Source organism: Brachybacterium halotolerans subsp. kimchii (assembly GCF_020792675.1).
In the GTDB taxonomy this organism is placed as follows: Bacteria; Actinomycetota; Actinomycetes; order Actinomycetales; family Dermabacteraceae; genus Brachybacterium; species Brachybacterium halotolerans.
Map to the genome: position 1 here is coordinate 3,089,146 of NZ_CP086254.1, position 12,800 is coordinate 3,101,945.

A 12,800-nucleotide genomic window follows, 5' to 3' on the forward strand; every position below is an offset into this window, starting at 1 on the left:
GCAGGCGCAGGCACGGGCACGCGCGCGGGTCGAGGTCCGTGCTCGCATCGAGGCTCGTGGCCCGGGCCGGATCCCGGTCCGGACCTGCGGCGCCGACGGGCTCGTCAGCTCGCGCGGACCACGAGGTCGGCGCGTGCCCTCGTCGCCGCGACGAGGCGCGCGTTCGCCTCGTCGGGGCCGAGAGACCAGGCGCGCGCGGCCTCGGGAGACTTCCCGAACGCTTCGTGGCGGGCGATGAGCCGCTCGTGGCGCACGTCCTCGTCGGTCTCGACGAACCAGCGGGCGTCGAGCATCGCGCCCACCGGGGCGAACGGCCCCTCGGTCATCAGCAGGTAGTTGCCCTCGGTGATCACGAGCGGGATCTCGCCGGGCACCTCGATCGCCCCGGCGAGGGGCTGCTCGAGGTCGCGCTCGAACATCGGCGCCCACACCGGCGGATCCTCAGGACGAGCGGTGCGCAGCCGCTGCAGGAGGGCGACGTACCCGGCGGCGTCGAAGGTGTCCGGGGCGCCCTTGCGATCCAGTCTCCCCAGACGCTCGAGGGCGACGTCGGCCAGGTGGAATCCGTCCATCGGGACCACGACGCAGCTGCCCGTGGGCAGCTCCTCGGCCAGCAGCGCGGTCAGCGTGCTCTTGCCGGCGCCCGGTGCGCCCGCGATGCCGAGGAGGCGGCGCCCGCCGCTGCGTCGCGCCTGGTCGAGCAGCACGCGTGCGGCCTGCACGGCCTGCGACTCGGGGACGACGACGGGCGCGTCGTCGGCCGCTCGCTCTCGGACGCCGGGTGCCGCGTCGGTGGATGCCGCGGGCTCAGACATGCGCCCTGCCCTGCGCGGGATCGGTGGCCGGCTCCGCCCCGAGAGCAGGCGCCGCCTTCGACGTCTGCTCGCGCAGCGTCACCTCGAGGACCTCGCCGCGCAGGGGCAGGTGGATGAGGATGCGCGCGGGGGCACCGCCCGTGGCCTCGAGCGCGGCCGCGTATGTCGCCATCTGGCCCAGGTAGTGCTCGCGCACGTGGCCCACGGGGTCGGAGCCGGGATAGGTCTTGTGGTCCACGAGCACGCGGGAGCCGTCGGGCAGCGCCAGGAGGGCGTCGATCCAGCCCTCCATGACCTGCTCCTCCTCGTTCCACCAGGCGATCGGCTGCTCGGTGAGCACGCGAGCCCCGGGGAACTCGGCGGAGAGGAACTCCTGCCAGGCGCGGCCGGCAGCCAGCAGGGTCTCGGCGCCGACGGCGCGCGAGACGGCCCAGCGCTCGACGAGCCGCAGCGCCGCCTGCTCCTGCAGGGCCGGCGTGAGCTGTGCGAGCGGGAGGGCGAGGAAGGCATGGACGGCCTCGCCCACGCGGTTCCAGTCCCGTCCGCCGCCGCTGACCAGCGCGGCGCCGATGCTCCGTGGTGGGTGCACGGTGCCCAGTGACTCGTCGGAGGCGACGCCCGAGGCCTGGAAGCGGGCGGACGTGCCCGCGCCCCGACCGGCCCGCCCCTCGTCTCCGGTGCGGGGGCCGGGAGGCAGGTCGGTCGCGGCGAGCGGACTGCGCGGGCCGACGCGGGAGGCGGGACCGTCGGTCTCGTCGGACCCCTCGATCGCGGTGGTGCGCACGCGCGCGGGCAGATCGCCGTGATCGGAGACGTGGACCCGGTCGGTCCCGGCCTCCCAGGTGAGCAGAGGGGCGTCGCCGTCCACGAGCGCATCGAGAGCCGATCCGGTGCCGTCGCCGCTGAGCACGGTGACGTCGGCCGCGCGGGTGAGGGCCACGTACTGCAGACGGCCGGCCTCCTCGCGATCCTTGCGGGCGGCGCGCTGGGGATGCTCGGCCTCGGCGAGCAGCTCCTGCAAGGGTGAGTAGCCGTCGAGCACACGCGGCCAGTAGCGCAGGGAGCGGCCGTCAAGAGGCCGCAGGGCGTCGAGCTCCTCAGCAGGGATCACGAAAACGCCGCCGGTATGGGCGCGCTCGGTCGCCTTCGCCGGGAGCATCACGACCACGCGTGACCACTCGAGTCCCTTCGCACCGTGGATGGTGCCCACCCACACGGTGTCGGGGATGCCGGTGAGGTCCGGGCCCGCCTCGGTCTCGTCGAGCACGGCCCGGAGCCCGGTGAGGGTGATGGGCGCCGAGGCCGAGCGCGCCTGGTCCGCAAAGTCGGCGGCGAGGCGCCGCAGCGCGTCCAGGGTGCGCAGGCGCTGCTCGGGCAGGGGCCAGGAGCGCATCCGCTCCGTCAGGTCGAGGGCGTCGATGACCGCGGCGATCATCTCCACGGGGCTGAGCGCGATGCAGTCCTCGCGCAGGGCGCGCAGCCCGGCCAGGACATCGGCCTCCCACCACGACTGCAGCACCTCCCGACGGCCCTCGCGATCGCGGGGGGCCGTGAGGTCGCCGAACCAGCTCTCATGCGCCGGATGGTCGGGCAGCAGATCCACGAGCTCGGTGAGCGCGAGGGAGTCGGAGACGTCGAGGGTGACCGCGAGCGCGGCCCGCACCAGCCGCCCTTCCCGGGTGCCGAGGATCGAGCCGCCCTGGCCGGAGGCGGGGACGCCCCGCGCCTGCAGGGAGGAGACCACCTGGGCGGCCTGCGCGTTGCTGCGCACGAGGACCGCGATGTCGCCGGGACCGACCTCGTCCTCGGCGAGCATGCGCACCACGCCGTCGGCGATCGCGGCAGCGTGCTCGGGGGCGCTCTTGTGCCGGCTGCTGAACGCGGGGATCCAGGCCTCGATCCGGCCGTCGATCCGACCGGCCTCGGCCCGGCGCGCTGCGGCCTCGGGGGCGGCGGCGAGGACCACGCGCTCGCGCGGCAGGTCGGGGAAGACCTGCGGGAAGACGGCGCTGACGAGATCGAGGACCTGCTCCTGGGAGCGCCACGAGTGCTCGAGATCGCGGATGGTCCCCTCGCCGAGCTCGGTGCCCCCCTCGCTCACCGCTTCGAGCACGCCGCGCATGAGGTCAGGGTCGGCGTCGCGGAAGCCGTAGATGGCCTGCTTGGGGTCGCCGACCCAGATCAGGTCCTCGATCTGGCGGCCCAGCTCGAGGAACAGGGCGAGCTGGATCGGGGAGGTGTCCTGGAACTCGTCGACCGCGAGCAGGCGGAAGCGGGCGCCGATCGCGTAGCGGGCGCGCTCGCTCGTGCGCAGCAGGTGCAGGGCGAGCACCTCCTGATCGATGAAGTCCATGAGAGCGAGCTCGTTCTTGAACTGCGCATAGGCCTCGAGGGAGTCCGCGGCGGTGGTGACGACCAGCTCGATGAGCCCGCGGATGTCGCGCTGCATGACGGGATGCGCGGGCAGCTCCTCGGCGATCTCGAGGGCGAGGCCGACGAGGGCCGTGTCCACGTCCTTGCTGTACACGTACGTGCCGCCGCCCTCGGGGTCGGCGGCCTTGCCGGCGGCGACGCGGGCGAGCTTCGCCCAGGCCGACCAGGGGGTGCGCGCACCCTGCCCGAGGGTGCGGCGCAGCTGGCGCAGGGTCTCGAGCCTCTTGGCGATGACGCCGGCGCTCTTCTGCTCCTGCGGCGTCCCGCCGGCGGCGCCGTCGACCTCGGCCTGGAGCCCGTCGAGCACGGTGTCGAGACGGCCGAGCCAGGCGCGGCGACGATCCTCGGTGCCGGGCTCGGGCAGCGCCGCGGCGCGGAAGTCGTCCCAGGAGGCGTCGGCGCTCCGGCGCAGCTGGTCGGCGCCCACGTCGTTGGTGCGCGCGCGGGAGGCGAGGTCCCGCACGTGATCGCGCCAGAACGAGGACGGGGCGAACGGGTTGGCGGCGCTCTTCTCGCCGTCGTGCTCGGTGCGTGCGAGCAGGTCGCTCGCACGCTCCCCCGCGCGGGCGACGGCTTCGTCGATCGCGGCGTCGAAGGCCGCGGAGGCACGGTCCTGGTCGAGGACCTGCACGTCGGGCGAGATCCCGGCGTCGAGCGCGAACTCGCGCACGAGCTCGCCCGCCACGGCGTTGACGGTGCCGATCAGGGCGCTGTCGATGCCGCGGGCGGCCTCGGTCTGCTCGCGCTCGAGGAGCGTGCGGCGCACGCGATCGGAGAGCTCGTCGGCCGCCTTGACGGTGAAGGTGGTCGCGATGAGCTGGGAGGGCTCGAGGCCAGCGCTCATCCTGTCGGCGATCTCCTGGGTGAGCGTGTGGGTCTTCCCGGAGCCGGCGGAGGCGTTGATCAGGGTGAAGCTCATCATTTCCCTCCCGTGAGCAGGCACAGCTGGGCGTAGTCGCCGCGGGCGCAGTGGTCCTCGACGAGGATGCCGCCCTCGGCGCGGGCGAGGTCGCGCTGGGCGGCCACGACCTTCTGGCGCGGCCTGTACTCGGCGTCGGCGGGGATGCCGGCGGCCTCGAGCAGCTGCTGGCAGCCCAGGGCGACCGTGCCGCCGGCGATCTCGTCGAGTCGCTGCTGCACGCCCTCGACGAGTCGGCGCCAGGCGTCGTCCACGTCCATCGGGGTGCGGCGGTGGGCGTCGAGAGAGCGGTTCGCGCTCACGAACTCCCCGTTGCGCAGCAGGAAGTAGCCGACGTCGGCCGGATGATCGGCGTCGGCCGGGGAGTCCGGGTCCTCGGCGAGCGACCAGGCGTAGGAGGCGAGCTGGATGGCCTCGCCGGTGTCGAAGAGGTCCCCGTAGCGGGTGCGGGAGAAGGACCACTTGAGGTCGATGACGGTGGGGCGGCCGTCCGCGTCCTGCGCGTCGAGGTCGCGGCTGCCGCCGAACACCACCTCGTGGGGCCCGCCGGCCAGCCGGAGCGTCAGCGGCCGGGAGAACTCGGACTCGGTGCCGGTGACCCGGAGGCCTGCATCGGCGAGCCCGGCGAAGAGCTCGCGCAGGCTGCGCACCGCCCGGTCGCGGACCTCGGTGCGCTCGAAGGCACGCCCGGGCAGGTCGAGCTCGGAGGCGAGCTGGGGGACGAGGGCGTCGAACACCTCTCCGATGCGCCGGGGGTCGGGCGGTTCGAGGGACGCGCCGCCGAGCCCGGGGTCCGTGCGCTCGTCCACCAGGGTCTCGACGACCGCGTGGACGAGGGTGCCGATCATCCGGGGGCCGGTGGGCAGGGAGGCGACCTGCGCGGGGCGGATCCCCAGGGCGTACTCGAGCGCCCAGCGGTGCGGGCACTCCAGGAGGGCCTGGGCCTGTGTGAAGGACATGCGCTCGGGCAGGAGGTGGTCGAGGCGGTGTCCCGCGCTGCGGGACGTGAGCTGCTGCGAGGACGGTTCCTGCAGATCGGGAGTGCGCAGGGGCAGGCTGCGACCGGCGAGGGACCAGGTGGTCCCGTCGATGAGCTGCGCAGGGGAGAGGCGGTCCTTCGCCGACCGTCCGGCCGCGGACTCGAGGTGTGTCAGCAGACCGCTGGGGGTCGGCTCCTTCTCGAGACGGCGCCCGGGGAGCACGGCGATCAGGCGGCTCGCTCCGCGCAGCGCGCGCAGGGCCGCGCCCACGTGCAGTGCGGACTCCTGCGCCGGCGGCAGCAGGCGGGCGCCGAACTCCTCGAGCGTCTGCACCTCGTCCGGGTCCCAGAGCATCGGGGAGGGCAGTGCATCCTCGGCGGGGCCCCACCACAGCACGGTGCCGCCCTCGGCGTGGAGCTGCGCGGGTCGGGTCGTGACCGCCCACGGGGCGACCTCCGCGCGGGCGAGCGGGGAGCGGCCCGCACCGCCGCACGCGTCGATGACCTGCTGCAGGGTGCGGCGGCTCAGCGGGGCGCCCGGACCGAGCATCCCGAGGACCTCGCGCAGCGCCGTGACCTGCGCGAGGCTCGCGAGCAGGTCCCCCTCGCCGCGGGCGACGGCGCGCAGGCGCTCGGTGAGCAGGTCGAGGCGCCCGGCGATCGCGCCGGGGAGCAGGCCGTCGGCGGGCAGCGGGTCGCGGACCAGTCGATCGATGCCGCGCGCGGCCTCGAGCGCCCGACGCTCCCGGTCACGGCTCTCCGCGGGGGCCGACGCCGACTTCTCCTCGAGTCTCGCGAGGGCCTCGCGCCACGCCGGTCCGATGCCGGGTTCGCGGGTGAGTGCGCGCAGCAGCTCCCGGCGGACGGGGGCCGGGACCAGTCCGATCGGCTCGTCGTCCCGGTGCATGCCCGGGAGCACCCGCAGGTCCAGCAGCGCCGCGAGCTGGTGGACGTCCACAGGGGCGGTCGCGACGTCGAGGAACAGCCCGAGCACCTGGTGATGGGCGCGGTCGGTGGACGGCTCGACGGCGCCGAGAGCGGGCATGCCCCGACGATGCAGGGCACGGTCCAGCACGGTGGTGTCGGTCGTCGCGAGGACGCTCAGCGGGACCTGGTCGGACCCGGTCGGATCGGGGCCCGCGGGGGCGGAGAGGAACCGAGCGGCGACGTCCGCCGCGCTCCACTCGTCCAGGCACTGGACGACCTCGAGGTCCGGGGCATGCTGGGGCCCGGTGCCCGCGTGGCGCAGGCGCACCCCGGCGGCGTCGAGCAGCTCGAACAGCCGCGGCCACAGGCCGGGCAGCGCGGTCGGGTACTCCGCGAGCGTGATGGCGTCGATCCCGAGCGGCCACGTGACGCCCAGGGAGTCGAGCTCGACGAGGGTGGCGATGACGTCCCGGAGATCATCGGCCGGCCCGGGGGAGAGGGATGCCGGGAGGCCGCCGTCGCCGCTGGTCCCGGGCATGCCGACCACTGCACGGTGTTCGAGGTCCCGCACCGCGGCGAGCCGTGCGGGCAGTCGGTGGACGGGATCCGGCGCGTTCCAGCCGGCCTCGATGCTCGCGTCGCGCAGCCGCAGGAGGTGGGCGGCGGTGCTCCAGGGGTCGACGGCGAAGGAGTGCTCAGGCCAGAACTCCTCGGGGTTGCTCCGGGGCCCTCCGCGCTGACCTGCGCCTGCGCCTGCGCCCTCCCGCTCAGCGATGATCTCGCCGATCAGGCGCATGGTCTGCGCGATGCGCACGGCCTGCTCGACGGGCGGGTGCGTGAGTGCGAGGCGCCCCTGCAGCAGGGCCACGAGGCCGCGCGGGCCCAGGCGCGCGTCCGGTGCGGCGTCGTTCTCGCCCGCCGGGCCGTCGGTCGACGTGCTCCGTGCGCGATGCGCGGATGCGCTCGCCCAGTCCGCGCCGTCGGCTGTCCATCCGAATTCGATCTCCATGTGCGCCTCCTTCCGCTCACACAGTAGGGGAGCAGGCCGACATCCCGCGCCACGATGTGCATGGACGGGATGTGGGGAGGACCGGTGAACCGTCCTGCGGGCTCGGCGACCGCTTCCGGGCCCTCACAGCCGCGCGAACTCCCGCACCCAGCTCTCCTCGGAGCGAGGGGTGCGCCCGGGCACCAGGCGGCCGTCCTCGACGTACCCCTCCTCACGGCCCGTGAGCGCCGTGACCAGCAGTTCCCGGTGCCGGGACAGCTCCTCGGCGTGGGCGGGGTCCGACGCGAGGTCGGTGAGCTCGTGCGGGTCCGCCGCGAGGTCGAAGAGCTGCTCGTGGCAGTCGCCGGAGAACCAGATGTACTTGAACCTCGGGGTGCGGATCCACTGCATCGAATGGTGGCCGAGGGAGCCGATCACGTGCTCGCCGTGCAGGTGGTCGCGCACGGGCTCGGCGGTGTCGGTGCCGGGGCGGGCGTCGGCATCGGCATCGGAGTCGACCTCGGCCCCGCACCGCAGCGCCGGGAGCAGGCTCTGCCCGTCGACGCCCTCGGGGATCGCGACGCCGGCGAGGTCGAGCAGGGTGGGCATGACATCCCTCAGCTCGACGATCTCGTCGACGGCGCGCGGCGCAGCCCCGTCCTCGCGCAGGGCGGCGGGCACGTGCAGCAGGAAGGGGATGTGTGCGGATCCCTCGTAGGCGACGGACTTGCGGTACATGTCGTGGTCGCCGAGCATCTCGCCGTGATCGGAGACGAAGGCGATCGTGGTGCTCTCCAGCAGTCCCAGATCGCTGAGGTTCTCCATGAGCCTGTTGATCTGCAGGTCGATGAACTCGATGCTCCCGTAGTAGCCGGCGCGCACGTCCTGGTGCACCGACTCCTTGCGCGCGCCGAACTCGGCCTCCACCTCGTGGTCCCGACGGAAGCGGTCGAAGCGGGAGACCCACGCGCCCATCGGTCGGCGCGCCTGCGGGCGCGAGCGGTACTTCTCCCACAGCCAGCCGGGCGGATCGAAGGGCGCGTGCGGCCGATGGAACCCCATGTAGAGGAAGAACGGGCGTGTCGGATCCCGTCGTTGGAGGAGTCGGAAGGACTCGTCGGCCACCCAGCGGGTGGGGTGCAGCCGCTCCTCGCGCTCCCACGGTCGCGCGGTCATCGCGTTGCAGCCGATCCCCGTGTCCTGGTAGTCGGCGCGCGGATCACCGGTCGCCCGGCGCAGCCAATCGACGTAGTCGTCGATCGCGCCAGACGGACCGGACGAGAGCCTTCGCGAGGTGTGCAGGAATCCGTCGTGCAGGAGGACGTCGTCGAAGCCGCAGCGCGCCCGCTCGGGGAAGACGTGCATCTTGCCCACGCCGAAGGTCTGGTAGCCCGCATCGCGCAGGGTGGACGGGAGGGTCGTGGGATACGCGGCGGGGAAGTCGATCCCCTCGCGGTACCCGTAACGGCCGTGCGCCTCCTGGCTCTTGCCCGTCAGCAGGGCGACCCGCGCGGGAACGCACGTGGGGGTCGCCGAGTAGGCCTTGGTGAAGCGGAAGCCTCCGCGCGCGAGCTGATCGAGGTACGGGGTGTCGATGTGCTCGTTGCCGCTGATCCCCAGCGCGTCGGCGCGCATCTGGTCGACGCAGACCAGGATCAGGTTGGGTCGGGAGAGGGGCGCGGTCGGCTCGATGGACGACGGTGTCATGGGGCCATTGTGTCGCGCACCAGTCGGGTCATGGTCGTCGTGCCGCCGGCGAAGGGCGCCTCGTGGACGACCTCGTATCCGAGCCGGCGGTAGAAGGGGAGGTTGCGCGGCGGGGCCGTCTCCATCCAGGCAGGGCGTGCACTTTACGTAGCAGGAGGTCGGGCCACGCGCCATATGGCACGCGACCCGACCTCCTGCTACGCCGAATGCTCGCCCCGGTGGGATACCGGATCCGCGACCGGGGCGGAGCGGGCGGCGCGGACCCGCTCCCGTCGTATCAGCCCTGCTGGCCGGGGTGCGCCCACGGCGGCTGCTGGCCGCCCTGGCCGCCGTTCCCCTGCGCCTGCTGCTGCGCGTTCTGCGCGGCGCGCTGGGCGTCGGCCTTGGCCTCCTGGGCCCGCTGAGCGGCTGCCCGACGGGCGGCCTCGGCGCGCTGACGGCGGCTCTCGTCGGCCTCCGCGGAGGCGTCGCCCGCGCCGGCGTCCGAGGCATCCTGCGCGGCCTGCGCCTGGAGCATCGCGGTGCGGATCTCGTCGCCCATCGACCCGACGGTGCCGGGGTTCGAGGGCAGGAACAGCACGTTGGAGCGGCCGTTGCGGGCCACGTCCTGCATGGTGTCGAAGTACTGCGTCATCAGCAGCAGCTGCTCCGCGCTGGACTCGATGCCCACCTTGCGCAGCATCTCGTACTGCTCGGCGATGCCCATGGCGATCGCCTTGCGCTGCGCGGCGACGCCCTCACCCTGCAGGCGCTTGGACTCGGCCTCCGCCTCGGCCTGGGTGACGCGCTTGATCTTGTCGGCCTCGGCGAGGGACTGCGCGGCGACGCGGTCGCGCTGGGCGGCGTTGATCGAGTTCATCGAGTCGCGCACGCGCTGGTCGGGAGAGATGTCCTGGACCAGGGTGTTGACGATGTTGAAGCCGAACTCGCGCATGCGCTCGCTCAGTGTGTTCTCGACGCTGCGGGCGATGTCGTCCTTCGACTCGAAGGCCGCGTCGAGCTCGAGGCCCGAGAGCGCCGAGCGCACCGTGTCGAAGACGTAGGACCGGATCTGGTTCTCAGGGTTCGACAGCCGGTAATAGGCGTCGACGACCTGGTCCTCCTTGATGACGTACTGCACCGCGACCGGCACCGTCACGAACACGTTGTCCTTGGTCTTGGACTCGATGTTGACCTCGAGCTGCTGGATGCGCAGCGAGATCGGCCGGGTCGTGGAATCGACGAACGGCGCCTTGACGTTCAGGCCGGGCGTGGCGACGCGCTTGAACTTCCCGAAGCGCTCGACGATCACGTTCTCCTGCGTGTGCACCGTGAACATGATGCTGGTGCGCAGGCCCCCGAACAGAAGCGCCGCAAGGATGGCCAGGACGACCACCAGGACGACGATCACGATGAGGACGGCGATGGCCCCCTCCATGGGATCCCCTCTCGTTGTGCGTGTGCATCCCGTGCGATCGCACGGGATGGGACTCAGGTCACGCTATCAGTGGGCAGGGGATCGGCCCAGGTCGCGTCAGGTCCCGTCGATCCCGGCCCCGAGCTCCTCGCGGATGCGGCGCTCGATGCGCGAGGGCGGCACGGGCGGCGCGTAGCGGCGCAGCACCCGGCCCTCGGGCGAGACGAGGAACTTCGTGAAGTTCCAGCTGATGCGGCCGCCGATGAGGCCGCCCTTCTGGGTCTGCAGCCACGAGAACACCGGGTGCGCCTCGGGGCCGTTGACCTTCACCGTCGAGAACATCGGGAAGGTGACGTCGAAGTTGTCGGAGCAGAACACCTCGATCTGCTCGTCCCCCTCGAGCTCCTGGTGGAACTGGTCCGAGGGGAAGCCGAGGACGGAGAAGCCCTGGTGGTGGTGCCTGCGGTGCAGGTCCTCGAGGTCGCGCAGCTGCGGGGTGAACAGGCAGCGAGAGGCCGTGTTCACCACGAGCACGAGCTGCCCGCGGTACCGCTCGAGCGGCACCTCCTCGCCGGTGATCGAGGTGGCGGTGAAGTCGTGCAGGGTGAGGGTGCGCGGGGACGACGCATGGAGGTCGGGCTGTGCCGCCATGGGTGCTCCTCCTCGAGGACGTGGTGGCGTGGTCGCGTGATGGGCGACGGGGCGTGGTGACGTGATGGGGCGTGGGGCGATGTGCGTGCGGTGGGCGGGCCGGTGAGGCGTCCGCGGCGAGGAGCGTCGCGTCGGCGCGCGAGGGCCGACGGCGCGTCAGCACCGCGGAGGATGTCGAGAGTGGGGGCCGCCGACGCGTGCGTCCGCGATCGGGCTACGCCATCGTAACGTGTCCCACTCCACAGAACCTGAGTGCGTCCGGCCGGCGGGACCGCCGATCGACGGGCGCGCTCAGCCGGGATCGTTCCGCCCGCCTGCGCCGTCCGTCCGCCCGTCCCGTCACGCAGCCCGCGCACCAGCTCACGCGAGGAAGGCGTCGACCTCGTCGCGCGTGGGCGCGGTCGCGGGCCCGCGCCGGGTCACCTTGATCGCCGCGGCGGCGTTCGCGCGGGTCGCCGCGGTCTCCCAGTCCGCACCGAGGGCGCGCTCCGCGAGCAGCACGCCGGTGTGGGTGTCGCCCGCGCCGTTGGTGTCCACGGGGGTCTGCGGGAATCCGGGGAGCGAGGTGCCGCGGCCGTGGTGGAAGACGGTGCAGCCGCGCTCGCCGTCGCGCACGATCACGACGCCTCCCGGCCGGATCCGCCGGTGGAGGGCCTCCGGGGTGTCCTCGAGGCCGTCGCGGTCGGTGAGCGCGAGCGCCTCGTCCGCGTTCGAGGTCCACACGGTCACGAGCCGCAGCACGCGCTCGCGCAGCTCCTCGTCGAAGGAGGCGAAGGGCGCACCGGGGTCCAGCACGACCTCGACCCCGTCCGGGATCTGCTCGAGCCACTCCAGGAGCGGGTCGCGGGTGGGCGCGAAGAAGCTGTAGCCCGAGAGGCACAGCAGATCGCCGGGCTGCGGGTCCAGCCGGGAGAGGGAGGCCGCGGTGATGCGCCGTTCGGCGCCGTAGCCGGTGACGAAGGTGCGCTCGGCGCTCGGCTCGACCAGGACGATGCACTCGGCGGTGTCCTCGTCGGCGATCGGCGCGGTCGCGAGAGCGATCCCGTCGGCCGCGAGGGCCTCGCGCACCAGGTCCCCGTTCGGCCCGGTGCCATGGGCGCCGCCGTGGACGGCCTCGGCGCCGGCGCGGGCGGCCGCGACCAGGATGTTCACCGCGCCGCCGGCGAAGCGATGGGCGTCGGCGGCGTTGACGTTGCCGCCGCGCGGCGGCAGCGCGGGCACCTCGACGACGAGGTCCACGAGAGCCTGGGCGGTGTGCAGCACGCGGGGCATGGCCCGAGTCTAGGGTGCCGGTCCAGGTGCCGGTCCAGGTGCGGGTCCTCGGGTTCCGGTCTAGGGATGCGGGCCGGTGGTGATCTGCCGGGCCTGCGACGGAGCCGCGAGGCCGATGATCGCCAGCTCGTGGGAGAACGCGATCATGAGCAGGCGGCACATGATCGGCGCGACGAACGCGAGACCCAGCAGGACGAGCAGCACGGAGTCGGTCGCCGTCCCGGGTCCGAGCACCGGCGAGGGCACCAGGCAGAGCAGGCCGAGGACGGGGGTCGTGACGATCCCGCAGGCGCCGAGCAGCGCGAACAGCAGCCGGCGACCCCCGCGCACCACCGCTCCGAGGCGCCCGGTGGTGAGCTCGAGGGTGCGGATCAGCACCAGGATGTCGAGCACGAGCGCCGCGATCGCCAGGAGCGCTGCGAGGACCAGGGCCAGCAGGCTCATGCCGAGCCAGGCGAGGAACACTCCGACCCCGTCGTCGGGATTGCCGGTGGGCTCGCCGGCGAGCTGATCACCCCACAGACCGATGGAGATGGTCGAGGCCAGGGGCACCGCGAGGACGAGGGTGAGCGCGATCCCGAACAGCGCGTCGGCCAGCACGAGCCGACGGGTCCCGACGATCGCGCGCGCCGCCACGGGCGCCGCCGCCCGGAGGGCGGCGGACCGGAGGGGCGGCTGGGGGTCGCTCACGCCTCCAACCTATCCGCCGCGCC

At 73.4% G+C, this 12,800-nt stretch carries 9 protein-coding genes; all 9 read right to left on the reverse strand.

The features are described 5' to 3' along the window. Positions 1-104 precede the first annotated feature (104 nt). A complete protein-coding gene (locus Bra3105_RS13870; protein ID WP_228357304.1) occupies positions 105-815 on the reverse strand; it encodes a nucleoside/nucleotide kinase family protein in 711 nt (236 codons plus the stop codon). Then, on the reverse strand, positions 808-4,170 hold the full coding sequence (locus Bra3105_RS13875; RefSeq protein ID WP_228357305.1) for a UvrD-helicase domain-containing protein: 3,363 nt from the start codon (positions 4,168-4,170) through the stop codon (positions 808-810). Before Bra3105_RS13875 ends, Bra3105_RS13870 begins: the two co-directional genes overlap by 8 nt. Beyond that, a complete protein-coding gene (locus Bra3105_RS13880; protein ID WP_228357306.1) occupies positions 4,167-7,082 on the reverse strand; it encodes a PD-(D/E)XK nuclease family protein in 2,916 nt (971 codons plus the stop codon). Before Bra3105_RS13880 ends, Bra3105_RS13875 begins: the two co-directional genes overlap by 4 nt. 123 nt (positions 7,083-7,205) lie before the next feature. Then, positions 7,206-8,768 carry an arylsulfatase gene (locus Bra3105_RS13885; protein WP_228357307.1) on the reverse strand — a complete coding sequence of 521 codons (1,563 nt, stop codon included), beginning with the start codon at positions 8,766-8,768 and terminating at the stop codon, positions 7,206-7,208. Beyond that, positions 8,765-8,893 carry a hypothetical protein gene (locus Bra3105_RS18500; protein ID WP_267061763.1) on the reverse strand — a complete coding sequence of 43 codons (129 nt, stop codon included), beginning with the start codon at positions 8,891-8,893 and terminating at the stop codon, positions 8,765-8,767. The genes Bra3105_RS13885 and Bra3105_RS18500 overlap by 4 nt, the downstream gene beginning before the upstream one ends. Before the next feature lie 152 nt (positions 8,894-9,045). Next, the gene (locus tag Bra3105_RS13890) at positions 9,046-10,185 is read right to left on the reverse strand and encodes an SPFH domain-containing protein (RefSeq protein ID WP_200502397.1); all 1,140 of its coding nucleotides are present in this window, start codon (positions 10,183-10,185) and stop codon (positions 9,046-9,048) included. 96 nt (positions 10,186-10,281) lie between these two features. Continuing rightward, the gene (locus Bra3105_RS13895; RefSeq protein WP_228357308.1) at positions 10,282-10,815 is read right to left on the reverse strand and encodes a glutathione peroxidase; all 534 of its coding nucleotides are present in this window, start codon (positions 10,813-10,815) and stop codon (positions 10,282-10,284) included. A 360-nt stretch (positions 10,816-11,175) separates the two neighbouring features. Further along, a complete protein-coding gene (locus Bra3105_RS13900; RefSeq protein WP_228357309.1) occupies positions 11,176-12,087 on the reverse strand; it encodes a PfkB family carbohydrate kinase in 912 nt (303 codons plus the stop codon). Between the two features lie 60 nt (positions 12,088-12,147). Then, the gene (locus Bra3105_RS13905; RefSeq protein ID WP_228357310.1) at positions 12,148-12,777 is read right to left on the reverse strand and encodes a hypothetical protein; all 630 of its coding nucleotides are present in this window, start codon (positions 12,775-12,777) and stop codon (positions 12,148-12,150) included. Between the last annotated feature and the right edge of the window lie 23 nt (positions 12,778-12,800).